The sequence below is a fragment of the Pseudomonas siliginis genome (genome assembly GCF_019145195.1).
Lineage (GTDB): Bacteria > Pseudomonadota > Gammaproteobacteria > Pseudomonadales > Pseudomonadaceae > Aquipseudomonas > Aquipseudomonas siliginis.
This window is the reverse complement of the sequence record NZ_JAHSTW010000002.1, coordinates 248,127-269,315: the sequence shown is the minus strand read 5'-3', so window position 1 is coordinate 269,315 and position 21,189 is coordinate 248,127. Positions and strand designations below refer to the sequence as shown.

Sequence of the window (21,189 nt, the reverse complement as noted above, 5' to 3'; positions counted from 1 at the left end):
ATGCCTGAACTGCCGGAAGTCGAAACCACCCGTCGCGGGATCGCCCCGCACCTGGAAGGCCAGCGGGTCAGCCGGGTCATCGTCCGCGACCGGCGCCTGCGCTGGCCGATCCCCGAAGACCTCGATGTGCGTCTGTCCGGGCAGCGCATCGTGCTGGTCGAGCGGCGCGCCAAGTACCTGTTGATCAACGCCGAGATCGGCACGCTGATCAGCCATTTGGGCATGTCCGGCAATCTGCGTCTGGTCGAGGCCGGGTTGCCGGCGTTGAAGCACGAGCACGTCGATATCGAACTGGAATCGGGTCTGGCCCTGCGCTACACCGACCCGCGACGGTTCGGCGCGATGCTGTGGAGCAACGACCCGCTCAATCACGAATTGCTGATTCGCCTCGGGCCGGAGCCGCTGACCGATCTGTTCGATGGCGAGCGCCTGTTCCAGCTGTCACGCGGGCGCTCAATGGCGATCAAGCCGTTCATCATGGATAACGCGGTGGTGGTCGGGGTGGGCAATATCTACGCGACCGAAGCGCTGTTCGCCGCCGGCATCGACCCGCGCCGCGAAGCCGGGGGCATTTCCCGCGGGCGTTACTTGAAACTGGCGATCGAGATCAAACGCATCCTTGCCGCCGCCATTGAGCGTGGCGGCACGACATTGCGCGATTTCATTGGCGGTGACGGTCAGCCGGGATACTTTCAGCAGGAACTGTTTGTCTACGGCCGGGGAGGGCAGCACTGCAAGGTCTGCGGCACCGGCCTGCGCGAAGTGAAGCTCGGCCAGCGCGCCAGCGTGTTTTGCCCGCGCTGCCAGACCTGAAAAATCCTTGGGTCTATAGTGAGAAGTCTCACTGCTCAGCCCGAAGGATCGTGCCATGAAAGTCCTGCAAGTCTTCTTCGTCACGCTGCTGTTGTGTTCCAGCCTGGCCGTTCAGGCCTCGGAAACCGGCAGCGGTGATCCGCGTTACACCATCCAGAATCCCCCGGCCTACGCCATGCTTGGCGACCTGCTGATTGCCCGACCTTTGCTGGTGGTGGCCACGGTGATCGGTGCGGGAGCGTTTGTGGTGTCGTTGCCGTTTACCGCGCTCGGCGGCGGGGTCGGCGATGCCGGTCAGGCGCTGGTGGTAGACCCGGCGAAAGCGGCGTTTGTGCGGTGTCTGGGGTGTACGGGGGAGGGGTTCGAGCAGCGCGAGTGAGCTGATCGGGTTTCAGGGGTGTGGCTGATGGCCCATTCGCGAGCAGGCTCGCTCCCACAGGGGTTTTGGTGTTCACACAAATTTGTGTTTCACCACAGACTCTGTGGGAGCGGGCTTGCCCGCGATGGCTTCGGTACAGGCGCTGAAGTGATCAGACCTTGCCGGTGATCTTGCGGTACTTCTCCATCAACTGTTCTTCAGTCTCCGGATGGGCTTCGTCCAGTGGAATGCAATCCACCGGGCAGACCTGCTGGCACTGCGGCTCGTCGTAGTGGCCGACGCACTGGGTGCACAGGTTCGGGTCGATCACGTAGATCTCTTCGCCTTGGGAAATGGCGGCGTTCGGGCACTCGGGTTCGCAGACGTCGCAGTTGATGCAATCGTCGGTGATGATCAGGGACATGCTAACTCCAGCCGGGGCGGCAGGCCCGGGCGCTATAAATCAATGCGCGCAATTGTGCCGCATTGGCGCTCGCAGTGCACGCGGGGGCGATCAAGGGCACGAGACTGCAATCTTTAAAAGCAAAGATCGCAGCCTGCGGCAGCTCCTACTTTTTAAAGCGCAGGGTCAGCGCGTCGGCCACGGCCGGGTGGACGAACTTGCTGATATCGCCGCCCAGCGCGGCAATCTCCCGCACCAGCGTCGAGGAAATGAACGAATAACGCTCCGACGGTGTGAGAAACAGGCTCTCCACATCCGGCGCCAGTTGGCGGTTCATGTTGGCCAGCTGGAATTCGTATTCGAAGTCCGAGACCGCGCGCAGACCACGCAGGAACACATTGGCGTTCTGCTCTTTGGCGAAATGCGCGAGCAGCGTCGAGAAACCGACCACTTCCACGTTAGGCAGGTGTTTGGTGACCTCGCGAGCCAGTTCGACCCGTTGTTCCAGCGGGAACAGCGGGTTCTTTTTCGGGCTGGCGGCGACCGCAATGATCACGTGATCGAACAGGCGCGAGGCGCGTTCGACCAGATCGCCATGGCCCTTGGTAATAGGGTCGAAGGTACCTGGGTACAACACTCGGTTCATCGCGTCGTCCTGGCGGGAGTCCGTTGGGGAGTCGGATGGTATCGCAGCCTTCCCGGTCGGCCAAGTCGCCTGTTGGGTAAGAAAGCACTATAGACGATAGGAATATTCTGCTTTTTCATGGATTTTTCAGTCGGTCAGCCAAGGCTGTCGCCAGTTGCGCGGTCAGGCCATACACCGACAACTGCGGGTTGGCGCCGATGCTGGTGGGGAACAGCGAGCCGTCGTGAATCGACAGATTGCGCAGTTGATGATGGCGACCGAGGCTGTCGGCTACCGCGCTTTTCGGATCTTCACCCATCGCACAACCACCCATCACATGGGCGCTACCGAGTCGCGTGCGGTACAGCTCCAGGCTCAATCCATCGATCATTGAGCGCGCCTCGGCCAGTGTCTTCACATAGCGGCCGTCGGCGTGCATCGGCATCACCGATTGCGCGCCGCCGGCGAACTGGATTTCGGCCATGACGTGAAAGGCCCGGCGCAAACCGTCCCAGGCGTATTGCGAAACCTGATAGTCGAGCACCGGCGAGCCATCACCGCGCAGCTCCACCGAGCCACCGCTGCTGTCCGGGTGGAAGCCATCGCGCAGCAGCGCCAGCATCGCGTGGGTGTGCGGCAGGTCGGCCATGTGCTGGGCGTTTTCCTTGCCGAAACCACCGAGCAGTGTGGCAGCCAGCGCCGGGTGCAGCGGCGGCACTTCGAGTTTGAAAGCCATCGGCCCAGTGGTGCCGTCCTTCCACTGAAAATGGTCGGAATAGATCGACTGCGGCGCGCCGTAAAACGGATTGACCACCTCGGCAAAACGCGCGGCGGACATGTTCACCGGGTGCAGAAAGGTGCGCTTGCCCACGCGCTCATGCGGATCCGGCACGTCGGAGCGCAGCAACAGCGCCGGGCTGTTGATGCCGCCGCCGGCCAGCACGTAATGCCGCGCCTTGACGGTGATGCTGCGCCCGGTCGGCTCGACGCAGCGTTGGTCCATCGCCACGCAATGCAGTCCGGTAACTTTGTCGCCACTGATCAGCAGTTTCTCTACCCGCGCGAGATACAGCAGCTCGCCGCCCTTTTCCAGCGTCGCCGGGATGGTCGTGACCATCATCGATTGCTTGGCGTTGCTCGGACAGCCCATGCCGCAATAGCCGAGATTCCAACAACCGCGAACGTTGCGCGGGATCACGTGCCAGCTGTAGCCGAGGTGCTCGCAGCCTTTGCGGATCACGTCATTATTAGCGTTGGGTGGCACCATCCACGGCGCGACCCCGAGGCGCTGCTCCATTTTTTCGAACCACGGCGCCATTTCTGCCGGACTATGGCCTTTGACGTTGTGCTCGCTGGCCCAGTGTTCGAGGGTCGGCTCGGGTGTGCGGAAGCTCGAGGTCCAGTTGATCAGCGTCGTGCCGCCGACCGCGCGGCCCTGCAGGATCGTGATCGCGCCGTCCTTGCTCATGCGCCCGATGCCTTCCTGATAGAGGCTGCTGTAGGCCTCGTCTTCGAGCAGTTTGAAATCCGAACTGGTCTTCAGCGGGCCTTCTTCGATCAGCAGGACTTTGTAGCCGGCCGCGCTGAGGATCTCCGCCGTGGTGCCGCCGCCGGCGCCACTGCCGATGATGGCGACGTCGGCTTCGAGGGTGAGGTCGTCGCTCAATTGCGCGCCGTTGTAGGTTTTCCAGCCTCGGGCGAGGCCTTCGCGGAAGGGATCGGGTACAGGCATCGGTCAGGTTCTCTTTATTATTCTGGATGCTGAGGTGATGCAGCAGGCCCCTTCGCGAGCAAGCTCGCTCCCACAGGGGAATGCATTTCAAATGTGGGAGCGAGCCTGCTCGCGAAGGCCGCGCCCTGGTTTCAGACCTTCGGCGGACCGGGATAACCGCAGTGAGCCCAGGACTCGGCGCGGGTGTACCAGGCCATCATCACCATCTGCTGCAACGAGCTATGGCCCATGCGCAGCAAGCTCAGTGAACTGTTCTCCCAGCGTTCGAGGAAATGCCGCATCGCCTCAGGGCTGGCGTTTTCCCAACTGCCCCAGATGCCGGTGAGCGGGCCACGGGTCACGGCCATGCCCAGCACGTCGAACAGTTGCCGAGTGAGCTTGAGCATTTCCGGCGACACGTGATCAAGGCTGTAGTCCAGCGACTTCAGCGTGCCGTCGACCGCTGCGGGCATTTCCCCGGTGGCAACGGCGCCGTCGAGCATCACCGGGATCAGCGCACGCAGGAACAGTAGGTCGCCGTCGCGCAAAACGACAAAGCCGTTGGCGCTGACGCTCGACGAGCAGCCAGTGAGGCTGGCGCCAAGGCCGGCGGTGGCGAGAAACGCGCTGGCGCCGAGGCTGAATTTCAGCAGGCCACGGCGCGACAGGGCAGGTGTTTCGGTCAGGCTTGGGTGCATTGTTTTTATTACCCGGCGTCGACGAACGTTTAGCGAATGAACAGCTTCTGAATCAGTTTCTGAATCGATCTGCCGTAGGGCGGGTAGATCAGCCGGGCCGCGTTGAAGCGCTGTTTGATCAGCACGCCCTTGGCCTTGCTGAAGGTCAGGAAACCTTCGTGGCCGTGGTAATGGCCCATGCCCGAGGGGCCGATGCCACCGAAGGGCATATCGTCCTGGGCGACATGCAGCAGGGTGTCGTTCAGGCATACGCCGCCGGAATGGGTCTCGTGCAGCACGCGATGCTGCTCGCGTTTGTCGTAGCCAAAGTAGTAAAGAGCCAGAGGACGAGGCCGCTGATTGATGTAAGCGAATGCCTGCTCCAGATCGCGATAAGGCACGATTGGCAGCAACGGGCCGAAGATTTCGTCCTGCATCACGGTCATTTCATCGCTGACATTGAGCAGCACGCTGTGCGGCATGCGTCGGCCCTGGCCTTGTTCGAACAGCGGGATCAGCAGCGCGCCCTTGCTGGTCGCGTCGCTGACGTATCCGTTCAGTCGGGCCAGTTGGCGTTCGTTGATGATTGCGGTGTAGTCAGCGTTGTCGGCCAGCGTTGGGTAGAAGCCTTTCACAGCCTGACGGTAGGCCTCGACGAAGGCGCCGACGCGGTCTTCCGGCACCAGCACATAGTCGGGCGCGACGCAGGTCTGCCCGGCGTTCAGGGTCTTGCCGAAGGCGATGCGTTCGGCGGCGTCCTTGAGCGGTACGTCTCTGGAGACGATGGCCGGCGACTTGCCGCCCAGTTCCAGGGTGACCGGCGTGAGATTTTCCGCGGCAGCGCGCATGACGTGCTTGCCGACGCTGGTGGAGCCGGTGAACAGCAGATGATCGAAAGGCAGACGCGAGAACGCCACGCCGACATCCGCTTCGCCCAGCACCACGCAAACCAAGTCTTCGGGAAAGATCCGCGCGAGCAGCTCTTTGAGCAGCAGCCCGGTGGCCGGGGTCGATTCGCTGAGCTTGAGCATCACCCGATTGCCCGCTGCCAGGGCGCCGACCATCGGCCCTACGGCCAGATACAGCGGGTAGTTCCACGGCACGATCACACCGACCACGCCCAGCGGCTGGTAAACCACCTTTGCCGAAGCAGGCTGGAACGCCACGCCGACCTTGCGCCGCGACGGCTTCATCCATTTTTTCAGGTGACGGCTGGCGTAGTGAATGCCGTGCAGGCTCGGCATCAGTTCGGCGAGCAGGGTTTCGTCGGCGCTGCGGTGGCTGAAATCGGCGCTGATCGCCTCGATCAATGCCTGCCGCTCAGCGCTGAGCAGATCGCGCAAAGCCTTGAGCCATTGCTGACGTTGCGCAGCCGGTGGCATCGGGTTGGCGGCGTACGCGGCCCGTTGTGCCTGGAACTGCCGATCGAGGGTTTCAAGAGGCTGTTGCAGGGTTTGCAGGTAGGCAATGTCGGCAGTCATCGCGGGCTCCGGATTTTATTGTAGTGGGCACTTTTTAGAGTCTATGCTCTAGAAAGTCAAACGACTTCCGTGCACGGCAAGGTTTTATCCATTTCCGGTTAGGTCGTAAGATGCGCCGTCTACGCACTCTGAATTAAAGCTCAAGCCATGGCCCCACGAATAAAAACCAGCGAGCGCATCGTTCAGAACAGCCTGGAGCTGTTCAATCAGCAGGGCGAGCGCAGCGTCAGCACCAACCATATCGCCGCACACATGGAGATTTCTCCGGGCAACCTGTACTACCACTTCCCCAACAAGCAGGCGATCATCGCCGTTTTGTTCAGTGAGTACGAAGCTCTGGTGGACAGCTTTTTGCGTCCGCCTCAGGGCCGCCCGGCGACCGTCGAGGACAAGCGTTTCTATCTCAAGGAACTGCTCTCGGCCATGTGGCGCTACCGCTTTCTGCACCGCGACCTCGAGCATCTGCTCGACAGCGATGCGGAACTGGCCGCGCGTTATCGGCGCTTTTCCCAGCGCTGTGTGATCCAGGGGGCCGCTATTTACGAAGGTTTTGTCGCCGCCGGCATTCTGAAAATGGATCGCGTGCAGATCGAATCGCTGACCCTCAATGCGTGGATCATCCTGACCTCGTGGGTGCGTTTTCTGTGCACCACCCGGGAGAACTCCAACCACCTCAGTGAACAGGCCGTGAAGCGGGGCGTGTATCAGGTGCTGGTGTTGGAAGCAGGGTTTGTTACCGATCAGGCGCGGGATGAAGTCAACGCATTGTTCGACGAGTTCTACGTGCCACTGGCGCAGGCTCTCGAAGACGTGAAATAAACCGTTCAGCCGAATTCCACAGGAGCCCGTTATGTCGATTGCGCAGTTGATCAGCCCACAAGCTTTGGACGCTCGCAAAGAGCAGCCGGGGCTGGTGATTCTCGATTGTCGTTTCGCCCTCGAAGATCCGGATTACGGCCAGCGCAGCTACGCCGAAGGGCATATTGCCGGGGCGAGTTTCGCCGATCTGGAACGGGATCTGAGCGGTAAAGTCGAGAAGGGCGTGACCGGGCGTCATCCGTTGCCCGAGCCGGCGGTGTTGATCGAGCGCCTGCAAGCCTGGGGTATCAGCGACGACAGCGATGTGGTTTTGTACGACGACGGCCCGGGTGCGTATGCGGCCCGGGCGTGGTGGTTGCTGGCATGGCTGGGCAAGCGCGACGGCGTGTTCATTCTCGATGGCGGGCTCAAGGCCTGGCACGCGGCCGGCCTGCCGCTGAGCCTGGATCCGCCGAGCGTGACGCCGGGCAGCTTCAGTGGTCAGCCGGACATGAGCCTGTTGCTCAGCGCCGAGCAACTGCAACAACGCCTCGGCCAGCCAACCCTGACCCTGCTCGACGCCCGCGCCTTGCCGCGCTTCAAGGGCGAAGTGGAACCGATCGATCCGGTCGCCGGACACATTCCCGGCGCGCAGTGCGCGGCGTTCACCGACAACCTCGGCAGTGATGGACGTTTTTTGCCGGCGGAGCAGCTCAAGCAGCGCTTTGCCGCTAAGCTGGGTGATCGCTCACCGTCGGAACTGGTCGCCTACTGCGGCTCGGGAGTGACGGCGTGTCACAACCTGTTCGCACTGTGCCTGGCTGGGTATCCGCTGGGGGCGCTGTATGCCGGATCGTGGAGCGAGTGGATCAACGAACCGTCGCGCGGCATTGCCACCGGCGAATAAACACAGCGATCTCCTGTAGGAGTGAGCCTGCTCGCGATGGCGGTATGTCTGTGAGTTAAATGCCAACTGACTCACCGCTTTCGCGAGCAGGCTCGCTCCCACATTGAGCCAGGTTGTGCCATACATTTTGATGCCGACACAAATCCCTGTGGGAGCGAGCCTGCTCGCGAAGGCGTCCTGTCAGGCATTGAATTTCCAGACTGACCCACCGCCATCGCGAGCAGGCTCACTCCTGCAAGGGCCATGCGGCGTTCATTGACCGAGTGCGGCCAGCCATTGTGGTATGCGCCGCTCCAGGTAATACCCGGGCCGGCGAAACGAGCCGTCGACGAAGCCGACATGACCGCCACGCGTTTGCAATTCGAACTGGGTGCAGGCTGACAACTCGTCGGCTTGCGGCAGGCTGTGGGGAAATACAAACGGATCGTCCGCCGCCTGAATGATCAGCGTCGGCGTGCGGATCTCGCCGAGGTAGTAGCGGCTCGATGCGCGGCGGTAGTAATCCTCGGCGTCATTGAAACCGTGCAATGGCGCGGTAACCCGGCCGTCGAAATCCCAAAACGTACGCATGTTTTCCAGCGAGCCGAGCGCGGCCAGTTTCGCCAGGCCGTCTTCGCGCCCGTCATGCTGGAACTGGCGCTGCTTGTTTTTGATGTAGGCGACCATTTCGCGCATGAAATGCGCCTGATAAACCCGCGAAAACCCCTGGCCGATACGATCGGCACATTGATCGAGGCGGAACGGTACCGACACCGCCACCGCGCCGAGCACACCGCTGTTGCTGCCGGTTTCACCGAGATGCTTGAGCAGCACATTACCGCCCAGCGAATAACCGACCGCGTACAACGGCGCCAACGGTCGTTTCGCGCGCAGGTGCTGGATGGCTTCGGCAAGGTCTTCGCTGGCGCCGGAGTGGTAGCTGCGCGGCAACAGATTCGGCTCGCCGGAACAACCGCGCCAGTTCAGCGCGACGCTGGCCCAGCCCTGATCGGCCAAGGCCTTTTGGATGCCCGCCACATAGGGCGAATTGGAAGAACCGGTCAAACCGTGCAGCACCAGTACCAACGGCGCCTCGGCGCTGTGCGGGCCGTGCCAGTCGAGGTCGAGGAAGTCGCCGTCCTCGAGCCACAGGCGTTCGCGTTCGCGCTCGATGTGCACGGTCTTGCGCCACAGCGGACCCCACAGGGTTTGCAGATGCGGATTGCCGAGGCCGAAGGCCGGAACGAAACGCGAGACGGGAAACGGGGACGGTGAATGCACGGCAAATCTCGACAGGTCTTGCGTAAAGCGACCGGTGCACAGGGCGGGCTGTCGCTTCTCAACGAAAGCGCCTAACTTGCCACAAAGCCCGGGTCGGCGCGACACATGTCCTCTTCAGCCTGACCGATCGGCGCAACCTCCGGTCCGGGCAGTGGCTGTTGCTCGACACTGGGGCCGACCGTAACCGACACCCAGCGATCAACAGACAAGTGACGGTTCATAGCGAGTTTGATGTCGTCCACCGTCAGCTTCTGCACTTGTTGCATTGTGTAATCCAGATCGAGCGGCAAGTCGTAGCGGTTGATCTCCACGAGTCTGGCCAGAATGTGCCGGTTGCTGGCGCTGGTGAGCACATTTCTGTTGGCCAGCCTGCGCTTGAGGTGCTCGAGTTCCGGGGCGGTCGGCCCTTGCCGAAGAAAATCATTGAGCATCGAGCGCACCAAAGCGACGGCGCTGTCGCTCATGGAGCTACTGGTCTGCAAGGTGACGGTCAGCAACCCGGCGCCACCAGCCCAATTGACGCTCGCGCCATACACGTCATAAACCTGTCCGCGCTTGTGCCGCAGTTCATTCATCAACCGACTGTTGCTGCCTCCGGCGAGAATCTGACTGGCGGCGTACAAGGCGGGGTGATCGGCATGTCGTCGCGGCACGCTGATTTGGGCAAAGGCAATGTGGGTCTGCAGTTGATTCAGTTCCAGGTGACTGGACTGGACGTTTCCGGGCGTTGCCATTGCTGAAGACACCAGCGCGTCAGGAGGCTTGGGCAGGGCATTGCTGATCTGCAGGCTGATCGCTTGTGCCTGGTCCAGAGTGAGGTCGCCGACCAGGGTGATTTGCGCATGTCGGGCAGCGTAATAGCGGCGATGGAAGTCCTCCACGGCGGCCCGGGTCACGGCATTGAGGCCCCATTGCGTGCCATAGACCGGAAGGCTGTACGGGCTGTCCGGCGCAAGCAGTGCCTTGATGCTCTGCGAGGCCAGACCCGCGGCATCGCCTTGCTCTGCGATGAGCGCGGCGCGCAGTTCGTCTTTCACTGGCGGCAGGCGCTGGGCGCTGAGCGATGGTTCGCTGAATATTCGCGTCAACAGATCCATCGCCGGTAGGCGCTTGGCCGGATCGCTGAGGCTGCGCAGGGAGAACACGGCGCGGTCGTGATCGATGTCCATTTCCCATTGCGCGCCGAGCCCGTCGAAGGTTTCGACGATGGCGGACAAATCCTTGCCGGGGATACCTTCATTGAGCATGGAAAAGGTCGTGGCAGCCAGGCCCGGCAGGCTACCGTCGCGGGCGCTGCCTGCGGCGAAGCTGACGTGAATATCGAACATCGGCAGATCGCTCGTGCGCACGAACAGCACCTTGGTGCCGGTCAGGGTTTTCCAGCCCCTGATCTGCAATGCGCGCGGCTTGATTTCCAGCGCCTGGACTTCGCTGAGCGATTGCAGGCGCGATGTCCGCGCTTGTTCAGGCTGACCATCAGCGCAAGCCGCCGCAGCCGACAGCCACATCAGGACCAACCCCGTGCGCCTTGAGAACCTGCTCATCGGACGTCCACCTTGCGCACGTGGGCAACGCTGAGACGCTCGGGTATCAGCCAGGTGGCGGCCACTTCGCGGATCTGTTGCGGCGTCACTTTCGCCAATGCAGCGGCATCTTCATCGAGTATTCGCCAAGGCAAGCCGATGGCCTGGAACCTGGCCAGCTGACGCGCCTGTTCCTGAATCGAATCGCGGGCATACACCTGCTGCGCAATCAGTTGCGTGCGTGCCCGCTCGAGCTCTTCCGGCGACGGTGGTGTGGTGCGCAACGTTTCGATCTGCTCCCACACCCGCGCTTGCGCACCTTCAAGATCGGTCAGCGGCGGATCGGCCAGCTCGGCAGTCAACAGCAGCAGGCTGTCGCCGCGCGTCCGTTCGTCGTAGTGAGTGTCGACACGATTGAGAACGCGGTCGGTGAAAATCAGTTTCTTTTGCAGGCGCGCGCCATGTGCGCCGCCGAGTATCGCGTTGATCAGGCGCAGGGCGTGCACGGTGTGCAGGTCTTTGGCCGTGGCCAGTCCGGGCAGATTGAAAGCCATCAGCAACCGCTCTGCTGGGACATTGCGCTGCAAGGTCAGTTTGCGCTCGCCCGGCACTTTCAGCTCCACGGGCCGTAACAGGCGCGGCACGGGACGATTTGCGAGCGCGCCAAAATAGCGCTCGGCCAGCGGCTGCACGTGTGCGAGCGTGACATCGCCGACGATCACCAGTACGGCGTTGCCCGGCGCATAACGGCTTTGATACCAATGGCGAAGTTCCTTGGCGTCCACGTGCTGCAGGTCGTGCATCCAGCCGATGACTGGCGTGCGATAGCTGTTGGCGACATGCGCCTGGCTGGTGAAGTGTTCCAGCACAGCGGCGTCGACATCGTCGTCGATGCGCAGCTGGCGCTCTTCGCGGATGACTGCCAGTTCGGTTTCCAGGTCGTCGACGTGCAAATCGGCAGTCGTCATCAGGTCGGCCATCAGCTCGAAAACCACGCCCAGATAGCGCGGCGACAAGGTCTGGTAGTAGCCGGTGACGTCCTCGGTGGTGAAGGCATTTTCTTCGGCACCCAGGGACTCCAAAAGACGCGAAGCCTCACCGGCGCAGGTCTTGCGGCTGCCTTTGTAGAGCATGTGTTCAAGAACGTGCGATAGCCCGGCTTGCCCCGGCGCCTCGTCTGCCGAGCCGACCTTGAACCACAAATGCGAAGTGACCAGCGGCGCACGGTGATCCTCGCGCACCAGTACCCGCAAACCGTTTTCCAGGGTGAATTGATGAGTCGGCGGGGGCGTGGCGGCCAGCGTCATGAACGGCGCGAGGCCAAGAAAAAGCAGCATCCGGCTGCAGAGCGTATCCATACGCGAAATCCTCAGTGGTTAACGCAGATTGCGGCAACCACTGTGGCGGACTGCGAGGCACTGGGTGCGGTAACTATCTACCGCACGCTAAAGCGCAGTGTGGATGCTTCAGGCGCTGCGCTGCCACAACGCGTAATACACACGACCGGATTTCTGTTCGCGGTGCAGGCGCCAGTTGCCCGGCAGGCCCAGCGTCGATGGCGCTGTTTCGCTTTCCGTGTAGATCCATGAATCGGCCGCGAGCCATTGGCGCTCTTCCAGCAAAGTACAAACCGCTGGCAACAGGTTCTGGTTGAACGGCGGGTCGAGGAACACCAGATCAAACGGCGTCGCGGTCTGGGTTTCCAGGTAGCGCAGCGCATCGGCAGTTTGCACCTGGCCGTTGCTGCAACGCAGGGTGCCGAGGTGCTCTTTCAGGCTGGAAACCGCAACGTTGCTGGCGTCCAGCGCCTGGGCCGTAGCCGCGCCTCGGGACAGCGCTTCGAGAAACAGCGCGCCGCTGCCAGCGAACGGGTCGAGCACTTTCGCCCCTTCGACATAGGGCGCGAGCCAGTTGAACAGGGTTTCACGCACGCGATCCGGGGTCGGGCGCAGGCCCGGTGCGTCGGGAAAGCTCAGCTTGCGGCTGCGCCACTGGCCGCCAATGATGCGCAGCTGGTTCACGCCGTTATGCACGTTTTGCACAGGTTTTTTCGGTGCTCGAGTTGCCATTAATGCTCCGGAACCCCGAGCGGTTGCTCGGCAGGTTTATCAGATGGGGCCGGTAACGGCTTTTGCGGCACGGTCGGGCCAGCGGTGACGATGACCATTTTCTCCGTGCTCAGGTGTTTGTTCAGCGCATCGCGGACTTGCTCCACAGTCAGGCTCTGCGACTGCCGCATGAAATCGTCGAGATAGCTCAGTGGCAGATTATAGAAGCCCATCGCGCCCAATTGGCCAACGATGTCGGCGTTGCTCGCGGTGGACAGCGGGAAGCTGCCGGCCAGTTCGCGCTTGGCATCGTCGAGTTCTTTCTGTGTCGGCCCGGTTTTCAGGTAGTCGGCGAGCACGTCCTGCACCAGTTTCAGGGTGCCTTCGCTCATCTCGGCGCGGGTCTGCAGATTGATCATGAACGGACCACGGGCCTGCATCGGGCTGAACGCCGAATAAACACCGTAAGTCAGGCCACGCTTCTCGCGCACTTCGCTCATCAGGCGCGTACCGAAACCACCGCCGCCGAGGATCTGGTTGCCCAGCGACAGCGCGGCGTAATCCGGATCGTCGCGATCGATGCCAAGTTGCGCGAGCATCAGGTTGGTCTGTTTCGACGGAAACTCGATGTGGTTGACGCTGGCTTGCGGTTCCTGCGGTGCGGCGATTTTCGCCAGTGCCGGGCCTTTCGGCAGGGCAGAGGAGACCTGATTGGCGATCGCCTCGGCTTCGGCTCGCGACAAATCACCAACCAGCGCAATCACCGCATTGCCGGCGGCGTAGGCCTTGGCATGGAACTCGCGCAATTGCGCGACGGTGATCTTCGGCACGCTTTGGGCATTGCCATCGCTGGAATGCGCGTACGGGTGATCGCCATACAGACGCTTCATCAGCTCCAGGCTGGCGAGTTTGCCGGGGTTCTGTTTCTGGTATTCGAAACCGGCGAGCAGTTGGTTCTTGATGCGCGCGAAGGAATCGGCGGGGAAGGTCGGTTTGCCGACCACGTCGGCGAACAGCTTCAACGCCGGTTCACGCTGCTCGGGCGCGCTGAGGCTGCGCAGCGAGGCCAGCGCCATGTCCTTGAACGCACCGTTGCCGAAGTCGGCGCCGAGACCTTCAAAGCCTTGAGCGATGGCGCCGACGTCTTTGCCGGCGATGCCTTCGTTGAGCATGGCGTTGGTCAGCACCGCGAGGCCGGGCGCGTTGCCGTCCTGGCTGCTGCCAGCGGCGAAGATCAGGCGCATGTCGAACATCGGCAGCTCATGCGCTTCGACGAACAGCACTTTGGCGCCTTCAGCGGTGTTCCAGGTCTGCACATCGAGCTTGCGGCTGGCCGGGGCCTTGCCGTCGAGTTCGGCCAGCGATTGCAGTTTCTGGCTGGACTTGGCGTTATCCAGTGCTTCGCTGGCCTTGCTGTCAGCGCTTGGCGACAAATAAACCGCTGCGGAGCCGATCACCGCGACAGCAATCAGGCCAAGCAGCATCAGGCGTGGGGTTTTGCGCTCACTCATGAGTCGTCTCCAAAGGCAGGACGTGGGCGACGCTGAGACGTTCGCGGGTGAAATACTTTTTAGCGGCGTTCTGGATGTCTTGCGGGGTCACGCTCTCCAGATCGGCCAGTTCGGTGTCCATCAGCTTCCACGACAGGCCGACCGTTTCCAGTTGACCGATCGCGGTGGCCTGGCTGGTGATCGAGTCACGCTCGTAGACCAGGCCGGCGATGACTTGAGCGCGGACGCGTTCCAGCTCTTCGGCAGACGGCGCGGTGGTTTTCAGTTGCTCAAGCAGTTTCCACAAGCCGGCTTCGGCCTGGGCGATGGTCTTTTTCTTCTGCGTATTTGGCGTCGCCGACAGGGTGAACAGGCTGTCACCACGGGTGTAGGCGTCATAGTCCGACGAGCCGCCGGAGACCAGCTCTTCGCCGCGTTCCAGCTGCGTCGGGATGCGCCCGCTGTAGCCGCCGTCGAGCAGCGCCGAGATCAAGCGCAAGGCGTTGACCGAGCGTTTGTCTTCAGCGGTAGCAATGCTCGGCACGTTGAAGCCAAGCATCAGGCTCGGCAGTTGGGTCTGCACGCGCAGGGTGATCTGGCGTTCGCCGGGCTCGGCCAGTTCCAGCGGTTTTTTCGCCGGTGGCACGTCGCGTTTGGCGACCGGGCCGAAGTAGCGCTGGGCGAGGGTTTTCACTTCGTCCGGAGTGACGTCACCGACCACCACCAGCGTGGCGTTGTTCGGCGCGTACCAGGATTGGTACCAGTGGCGCAGTTCCTCGACTTTCATACGGTCGAGGTCAGCCATCCAGCCGATGGTCGGCGTGTGGTAACCGCTGGCCGGGTAGGCCATGGCCTTGTAGCGCTCGTAAGCCTTGGACATCGGCTTGTCATCGGTGCGCAGGCGGCGCTCTTCCTTGATGACTTCGATTTCCTTGGCGAACTCGTCGGCCGGCAGGCGCAGGTTGGCCATGCGGTCGGCTTCAAGCTCGAAGGCCACGCCGAGGCGATCGCGGGCCAGCACCTGGTAATAAGCCGTGAAGTCGTCGCTGGTGAACGCGTTCTCTTCGGCGCCAAGGTCGCGCAGGATCAGCGAGGCTTCGCCGGGGCCGACCTTTTCGCTGCCCTTGAACATCATGTGCTCGAGCGCGTGGGACAGACCGGTCTGGCCCGGGGTTTCGTAGCTGGAGCCGACCTTGTACCAGATCTGCGAAACGACCACCGGCGCACGATGGTCTTCGCGCACGACGACCTTGAGGCCGTTGTCGAGGGTGAATTCATGGGTCGGTTGCGGGTCGGCCGCCAAGGCCGAAAGGGGCAGGCAGACTGCGCTGAGCAGCAGGCCAGCAGCGCGGCGGGCAAGAGCATTCATTCGTTTTTCAACCTGTTGGGCTGCCCGCTTGGTCTTAGCGTCGGCGGGCGAGAGGTAGGGCGTGTCATTGATCATTACCAGTACCGCGCCGGCGCCTGATAGCGTGCAGGGCAAGGCGCGAGGAGTGTGGTTTGGTTGTTCCAAATAAACTCCGAGCAACGCAGCCCTGCACACTATCAGGCCCGGCCCTCCGGGTGGCGCCTGAAAACGGGCCATACTGCGTTGCAGTCCTTGGCAAGGAAAGCACATTCCCTGCGGCCTGCGCCTTGTCTGGCCCGTTTTCAGGCGGCCACGCGGTACTGGTAATGATCAATGACACGCCCTAGGATACTGATCCGTTTTACTGGCGGCCACGCCTATCAGGCTTCAGGGTTTGATAAGGCTGTATAGGTTTGCGGCGGAAAGCTGTGTTTTTCCCACTAAACTCCGCGTTTTCGCCGATCTTTGCCGGTTTAGATCAACGTTAATACGATCCTTGAGGTGCCTTCGGTGCCTCGACAAAATGTTGCGCGTGAACAAGCTGGGTGAAACACAGTCTGTTCTGCATCGAATATTTATTTGCCGGGGCGCCCTGTTGGCGCGTCGCTACCGTGAGATAGCCGTCCTCCATGTTTGGTTCCAACGACGACAAGAAGAGCCCAGCTGCGGCTGGCGAGAAGAAAAGCCTGTTCGGATGGCTGCGGAAGAAACCGCAGGAACCCGTCGTCGAACAGCCGCCCGCGATTCCTGAGCCGGCCCCCGCGCCAGCACCTGTAATAGAAGAAGAGCCGGCACCGATTGTGCTGCCGATCGCCGAGCCGGTGCTGCAACCGGAAGCTGAGGCCGAGCCCGAAACGCCGGCCGCTGCCGAGTTGCCGCTGACGCCCGCCGCCGAGCCGTGGCTGACCTTGCCAGTGGCAGAAGAGCCGGTCGCGCTGGTTGAAGAAGCAGCGCCGCATGTGACGCCAGTGATTCCTGCGCCGGTTGCCGAGGTGGCTGCGCAGCCTGTGCCTGAGCCGGTTGTCGAGCCAGCACCGATCATTTCTGAACCAGCCGCCCCGGTTGTTCCGCCGTCCGAGCCTGAGCCCGCACCGATTGCCGCTGCGCCAGTTGTCGCTCCGGTCGTACCGGTCGAAGCACCTGTAGAAACGCCAGTCGAAACCCCGCGCACCGAAGAAACCAAAGCCGGTTTCTTCGCCCGCCTCAAGCAAGGCCTGTCAAAGACCAGCGCCAGCATCGGCGAGGGCATGGCCAGCCTGTTCCTCGGGCGCAAGACCATCGACGATGACCTGCTCGACGACCTCGAAACCCGTCTGCTGACCGCCGACGTCGGCGTTGAAGCCACCACGCAGATCATCCAGCGTCTGACCCAGAAGGTCGCCCGCAAAGAGCTGGCCGACGCCGACGCCCTGTACAAATCCCTGCAGGCCGAATTGGCAGCGATGCTCAAACCGGTTGAACAGCCACTGAAAATCGCCTCGCAGAACAAGCCGTTCGTGATTCTGGTGGTCGGCGTCAACGGCGCCGGCAAAACCACCACCATCGGCAAACTGGCGAAGAAGCTGCAACTGGAAGGCAAGAAAGTCATGCTGGCCGCTGGTGACACCTTCCGTGCTGCGGCGGTAGAGCAATTGCAGGTCTGGGGCGAGCGCAACAAGATTCCGGTGATCGCCCAGCACACCGGCGCCGATTCCGCTTCGGTGATCTTCGACGCCGTGCAAGCGGCCAAGGCCCGTGGCATCGATGTGCTGATCGCTGACACCGCCGGTCGCCTGCACACCAAAGACAACCTGATGGAAGAGCTGAAAAAGGTTCGCCGGGTGATCGGCAAGCTCGACGCCGACGCGCCGCATGAAGTGCTGTTGGTGCTCGACGCCGGCACTGGCCAGAACGCGATCAACCAGGCCAAGCAATTCAACCAGACCGTCGAACTGACCGGTCTGGCCCTGACCAAGCTCGACGGCACCGCCAAGGGCGGGGTGATTTTCGCCCTGGCCAAGCAGTTCGGCCTGCCGATCCGCTACATCGGCGTCGGTGAAGGCATCGACGATTTGCGCACCTTTGAAGCCGAACCCTTTGTCCAGGCACTGTTTGCCGAGCGGGAGCGTTCATGATTCGTTTCGAACAGGTCGGTAAACGCTACCCGAACGGTCACGTCGGCTTGCATGAGCTGAGCTTTCGAGTCCGTCGTGGCGAGTTCTTGTTTGTCACCGGCCACTCCGGTGCCGGTAAATCCACGCTGTTGCGCCTGTTGCTGGCAATGGAACGGCCGACCAGCGGCAAATTGCTGCTCGCCGGGCAAGACCTGAGCACCATCAGCAACGCGCAGATTCCATTCCTGCGCCGACAGATCGGCGTGGTGTTCCAGAATCACCAGTTGCTGTTCGATCGCACGGTGTTCAACAACGTCGCCTTGCCGCTGCAGATCCTCGGCCTGTCCAAGGTCGAGATCGCCAAGCGCGTCGATTCGGCGCTGGAGCGCGTGGCGCTGTCGGACAAATCCGATCTGTACCCGGGCGACCTGTCCACCGGTCAGCAACAGCGCGTCGGCATTGCCCGCGCCATCGTCCATCGCCCGGCCTTGCTGCTGGCGGACGAACCGACCGGTAACCTCGACCCGCGTCTGGCGGCGGAGATCATGGGCGTGTTCGAAGACATCAACCGTTTGGGCACCAGCGTGCTGATCGCCAGTCACGACCTGGCACTGATCGCGCGCATGCGTCATCGCATGCTGACCCTGCAACGCGGCCGCTTGATCGGCGACGGGGAGGCCGGGGTATGAGTGCGACACGCAGTCCGAAGGTTTCCGAGCGCGTGGCCCCGAAAGCCGCCGATCCGCAACCGCAGAAAAAGAAAAAGCACGACGATGACGACGGCCCGGACTTCGCCACGCTGTTTCGCGCCTGGATCGAAAGCCATCGCGCCAGCCTTCTCGACAGTCTGCGCCGTCTCGGCAAACAGCCGATCGGCAGCTTCTTCACCTGCATGGTGATGGCTGTGGCGTTGAGTCTGCCGATGGGGCTGTCGCTGTTGCTCAATAACGTCGAACGTCTCGGCGGTTCCTGGCAGCGCGCGGCGCAGATTTCACTGTACCTGCAACTCGACGCCAGCCCGGAACAAGGCGAAGCGCTGCGTGAGCAGATCAAAGGCATGCCGGGCGTCGCTGATGCCGAATATGTCGGCCGCGATCAGGCGCTGGAAGAATTCCAGCAGCAGTCCGGCCTGGGCGAGGCCCTGCGTGAGCTGCCTGACAACCCTTTGCCGGGTGTGGTGCTGGTGACACCGAACGAAGTCGACAAGCCGACACTCGAAGCATTAAGACAAAAACTTTCCGAGCTGCCGAAGGTACAACAGGCGCAACTTGATCTAGTCTGGGTCGAGCGTCTGGCCGCCATCCTCAAGCTTGGCGACCGCTTTGTCTTCGGTCTGACGGTGTTGTTGGTGTCTGCATTACTTTTGGTGATAGGCAATACCATTCGTCTTCATATTGAAAACCGCCGCACCGAGATAGAAGTGATTAAACTCGTCGGCGGCACTGACAGTTATGTGCGTCGTCCTTTCCTGTATATGGGCGCGTTGTATGGCTTCGGTGCAGGGCTGTTGTCCTGGGGCGTATTGGCGTTCGGCCTGAACTGGCTGAACGATGCGGTGGTCGGACTGGCCGGCTTGTACGGCAGTGATTTCGCCCTGGCCGGTGTGCCAGTGGCCGACGGTCTGTCGCTCTTGCTTGGCGCGGTGCTGTTGGGTTATATCGGTGCATGGATTGCAGTCGCACGTCATCTCAGGGAGCTGGCGCCGAAGTAGAATCTTTTTTGCGCGTGATTGACCTTGCGGTTTTTATGGGAACTTGTACCTGAGTTCCCGGTCAATTTTTCGCAGTGCCGAGAGGCACGAGTATGTGAGTGGGAGGTTTTTTCGTATGACCAATTCTTTGCAACCTGCGTATGCGCTGGTTCCGGGTGCGAACCTGGAAGCCTATGTGCACACCGTCAACAGCATTCCATTGCTGACGCCGGAGCAGGAGCGTGAACTGGCCGAGAGTCTCTACTATGAGCAGGATTTGGGGGCGGCTCGGCAGATGGTGCTCGCCCACCTGCGTTTTGTCGTACACATTGCCCGTAGCTATTCCGGCTACGGTCTGGCTCAGGCTGACCTGATCCAGGAAGGTAACGTCGGCCTGATGAAGGCCGTCAAGCGCTTCAACCCGGAAATGGGCGTGCGTCTTGTGTCGTTCGCCGTGCACTGGATCAAGGCGGAAATTCACGAGTTCATCCTGCGCAACTGGCGCATTGTGAAAGTCGCGACCACCAAGGCCCAGCGCAAGCTGTTCTTCAACCTGCGCAGCCAGAAGAAGCGTCTGGCGTGGCTGAACAACGAGGAAGTCCACCGTGTGGCGGAAAGCCTTGGCGTCGAACCACGTGAAGTGCGCGAGATGGAAAGCCGCCTGACCGGCCACGACATGGCCTTCGACCCGGCTGCTGAAGCCGACGACGACAGCGCTTTCCAGTCGCCGGCCAACTATCTGGAAGACCACCGGTACGACCCGGCCCGTCAACTGGAAGATGCCGACTGGAGCGACAACTCGAACACCAACCTGCACGAAGCACTGGAAGTGCTGGACGAGCGTAGCCGCGACATCCTCTACCAGCGCTGGCTGGCAGAAGAGAAAGCCACACTGCACGACCTGGCGCAGAAGTACAACGTGTCGGCCGAGCGAATCCGTCAGCTCGAAAAGAGCGCGATGAACAAGCTCAAATTGTCGATCGCCGCGTAACCGGCGCATCAGCAATAAAAAACGCCCCGATCAGCGATGATCGGGGCGTTTTCATTTCTGTTTCAACACAAATCCTTGTGGGAGCGAGCCTGCTCGCGAAAGCGGTTTATCAGTGCCATCAATGCACGCTGACACACCGCTTTCGCGAGCAGGCTCGCTCCCACATTGGAATTTCGGTGTTATTCAGCCCAAGGCGTCCGCCGCGAATCATTCAGCCCGAGCAAATAACTGTCGCCGCCCAACTGACTCATCTGCTGCCGAATCCACCCGGCCCGTCGCGATACATAACCGGTCGGATGACTCGCGCTCCACACCCGAGGATTGGGCAGTACGGCAGCCAGATAACTCGCCTGCTGGCGCGACAACGATTTTGCACTCACGCCAAAGTGATGCCGCGCCGCCGCTTCAGCGCCAAACACGCCGTCATCCCACTCGACGCTGTTCAGATACACCTCAAGAATCCGCTGCTTGGGCCAGAACACCTCGATCAGCGCGGTAAACCACGCCTCCAGGCCTTTGCGCAGATAACTGCGGCCCGACCACAGAAAGAGGTTTTTCGACACCTGTTGGCTCAAGGTGCTGGCGCCGCGAATCGAGCCGCCCAGCTCGTTGTGGGCGAGGGCGGCCTGAATCGCGCGCAGATCGAAGCCCCAGTGCTCGGGGAATTTCTGGTCTTCGCCAGCAATTACCGCCACTTTCAGGTCATCGGAGATCTCATTCCACGGTTTCCAGGTGCGCTGCAGGTCAATCGGCTCGCCGTCGACCCAGGATTCGACCTTGCGCTCGACCATCAACGCCGTACCCGGCGGTGGCACGAAGCGGAACACCAGCACCAGCAAGACACTGCCGCCGGCGAACCAGAGCAGGGCCTTCGTGAGACGACGGAAAATTGAACGCAGCATAGAGATGGCTTGGCCGAACCCGTGGAGCGGGCCATTATACAGACCCTGCCGATGGCGTCTGACTGGAGTTC

20 protein-coding genes are annotated in these 21,189 nt (G+C 61.7%); 8 read left to right on the top strand and 12 right to left on the bottom strand.

The genetic code is table 11. The features are described from left to right. Positions 1-813, top strand: coding sequence for a bifunctional DNA-formamidopyrimidine glycosylase/DNA-(apurinic or apyrimidinic site) lyase (gene mutM / locus KVG87_RS05070; RefSeq protein ID WP_217849608.1), 813 nt, complete (start codon positions 1-3; stop codon positions 811-813). A 55-nt stretch (positions 814-868) separates the two neighbouring features. After that, the gene (locus KVG87_RS05065; protein ID WP_076564452.1) at positions 869-1,192 is read left to right on the top strand and encodes a multidrug transporter; all 324 of its coding nucleotides are present in this window, start codon (positions 869-871) and stop codon (positions 1,190-1,192) included. Between the two features lie 151 nt (positions 1,193-1,343). Here the strand turns inward: KVG87_RS05065 and KVG87_RS05060 are convergent, their stop codons facing one another. The 5 genes from KVG87_RS05060 to KVG87_RS05040 all read right to left on the bottom strand — a co-directional run bounded on the left by KVG87_RS05060 (position 1,344) and on the right by KVG87_RS05040 (position 6,068). Beyond that, positions 1,344-1,595 carry a YfhL family 4Fe-4S dicluster ferredoxin gene (locus KVG87_RS05060; protein ID WP_095057374.1) on the bottom strand — a complete coding sequence of 84 codons (252 nt, stop codon included), beginning with the start codon at positions 1,593-1,595 and terminating at the stop codon, positions 1,344-1,346. Positions 1,596-1,740: 145 nt separating this feature from the next. Next, positions 1,741-2,220 (bottom strand): pantetheine-phosphate adenylyltransferase, encoded by a 480-nt coding sequence (gene coaD / locus KVG87_RS05055; protein ID WP_003229157.1) that lies wholly within the window; start codon positions 2,218-2,220, stop codon positions 1,741-1,743. A gap of 115 nt (positions 2,221-2,335) precedes the next feature. Further along, on the bottom strand, positions 2,336-3,931 hold the full coding sequence (locus KVG87_RS05050) for a GMC family oxidoreductase (RefSeq protein ID WP_217849606.1): 1,596 nt from the start codon (positions 3,929-3,931) through the stop codon (positions 2,336-2,338). Between the two features lie 131 nt (positions 3,932-4,062). Then, on the bottom strand, positions 4,063-4,608 hold the full coding sequence (locus tag KVG87_RS05045) for a twin-arginine translocation pathway signal protein (protein WP_122612356.1): 546 nt from the start codon (positions 4,606-4,608) through the stop codon (positions 4,063-4,065). Between the two features lie 29 nt (positions 4,609-4,637). Next, entirely contained in the window at positions 4,638-6,068 is a 1,431-nt protein-coding gene (locus KVG87_RS05040) for a coniferyl aldehyde dehydrogenase (protein ID WP_217849604.1), read from the bottom strand. Positions 6,069-6,215: 147 nt separating this feature from the next. On the opposite strand from KVG87_RS05040, the gene KVG87_RS05035 reads away from it, so the two are divergent. Further along, positions 6,216-6,887, top strand: coding sequence for a TetR/AcrR family transcriptional regulator (locus tag KVG87_RS05035; RefSeq protein ID WP_016772708.1), 672 nt, complete (start codon positions 6,216-6,218; stop codon positions 6,885-6,887). Positions 6,888-6,918: 31 nt separating this feature from the next. Then, positions 6,919-7,773 carry a sulfurtransferase gene (locus KVG87_RS05030; protein WP_217849602.1) on the top strand — a complete coding sequence of 285 codons (855 nt, stop codon included), beginning with the start codon at positions 6,919-6,921 and terminating at the stop codon, positions 7,771-7,773. Positions 7,774-8,025: 252 nt separating this feature from the next. On the opposite strand, the gene KVG87_RS05025 is transcribed toward KVG87_RS05030, so the two are convergent. The 6 genes from KVG87_RS05025 to KVG87_RS05000 all read right to left on the bottom strand — a co-directional run bounded on the left by KVG87_RS05025 (position 8,026) and on the right by KVG87_RS05000 (position 15,463). Then, positions 8,026-9,033 (bottom strand): hydrolase, encoded by a 1,008-nt coding sequence (locus KVG87_RS05025; protein ID WP_217849600.1) that lies wholly within the window; start codon positions 9,031-9,033, stop codon positions 8,026-8,028. 71 nt (positions 9,034-9,104) lie between these two features. Beyond that, positions 9,105-10,577: a M16 family metallopeptidase gene (locus tag KVG87_RS05020; RefSeq protein ID WP_217849598.1), complete on the bottom strand. Its 1,473-nt coding sequence runs from the start codon at positions 10,575-10,577 to the stop codon at positions 9,105-9,107. Further along, positions 10,574-11,914 (bottom strand): M16 family metallopeptidase, encoded by a 1,341-nt coding sequence (locus KVG87_RS05015; RefSeq protein ID WP_217849595.1) that lies wholly within the window; start codon positions 11,912-11,914, stop codon positions 10,574-10,576. The genes KVG87_RS05020 and KVG87_RS05015 overlap by 4 nt, the downstream gene beginning before the upstream one ends. A gap of 108 nt (positions 11,915-12,022) precedes the next feature. Continuing rightward, on the bottom strand, positions 12,023-12,625 hold the full coding sequence (rsmD, locus tag KVG87_RS05010) for a 16S rRNA (guanine(966)-N(2))-methyltransferase RsmD (protein ID WP_212617362.1): 603 nt from the start codon (positions 12,623-12,625) through the stop codon (positions 12,023-12,025). Next, positions 12,625-14,115, bottom strand: coding sequence for a M16 family metallopeptidase (locus KVG87_RS05005; protein ID WP_217849593.1), 1,491 nt, complete (start codon positions 14,113-14,115; stop codon positions 12,625-12,627). Before KVG87_RS05005 ends, rsmD begins: the two co-directional genes overlap by 1 nt. Further along, positions 14,108-15,463, bottom strand: a complete 1,356-nt coding sequence (locus KVG87_RS05000) for a M16 family metallopeptidase (protein ID WP_041476824.1) — start codon at positions 15,461-15,463, stop codon at positions 14,108-14,110. The genes KVG87_RS05005 and KVG87_RS05000 overlap by 8 nt, the downstream gene beginning before the upstream one ends. A 608-nt stretch (positions 15,464-16,071) precedes the next feature. Between KVG87_RS05000 and ftsY the strand changes: the two genes are divergently transcribed. The 4 genes from ftsY to rpoH all read left to right on the top strand — a co-directional run bounded on the left by ftsY (position 16,072) and on the right by rpoH (position 20,216). Then, positions 16,072-17,556 (top strand): signal recognition particle-docking protein FtsY, encoded by a 1,485-nt coding sequence (ftsY, locus tag KVG87_RS04995; RefSeq protein WP_217849591.1) that lies wholly within the window; start codon positions 16,072-16,074, stop codon positions 17,554-17,556. Beyond that, positions 17,553-18,224, top strand: coding sequence for a cell division ATP-binding protein FtsE (gene ftsE / locus KVG87_RS04990; protein WP_016772715.1), 672 nt, complete (start codon positions 17,553-17,555; stop codon positions 18,222-18,224). Before ftsY ends, ftsE begins: the two co-directional genes overlap by 4 nt. Next, complete coding sequence (gene ftsX, locus KVG87_RS04985; RefSeq protein ID WP_016772716.1) at positions 18,221-19,246, top strand: permease-like cell division protein FtsX; 1,026 nt, start codon at positions 18,221-18,223, stop codon at positions 19,244-19,246. Before ftsE ends, ftsX begins: the two co-directional genes overlap by 4 nt. 115 nt (positions 19,247-19,361) lie before the next feature. Further along, positions 19,362-20,216 (top strand): RNA polymerase sigma factor RpoH, encoded by an 855-nt coding sequence (gene rpoH / locus KVG87_RS04980; RefSeq protein WP_016772717.1) that lies wholly within the window; start codon positions 19,362-19,364, stop codon positions 20,214-20,216. Between the two features lie 179 nt (positions 20,217-20,395). On the opposite strand, the gene mtgA is transcribed toward rpoH, so the two are convergent. Beyond that, positions 20,396-21,118, bottom strand: a complete 723-nt coding sequence (gene mtgA / locus KVG87_RS04975; protein WP_217849589.1) for a monofunctional biosynthetic peptidoglycan transglycosylase — start codon at positions 21,116-21,118, stop codon at positions 20,396-20,398. Positions 21,119-21,189: the final 71 nt, after the last annotated feature.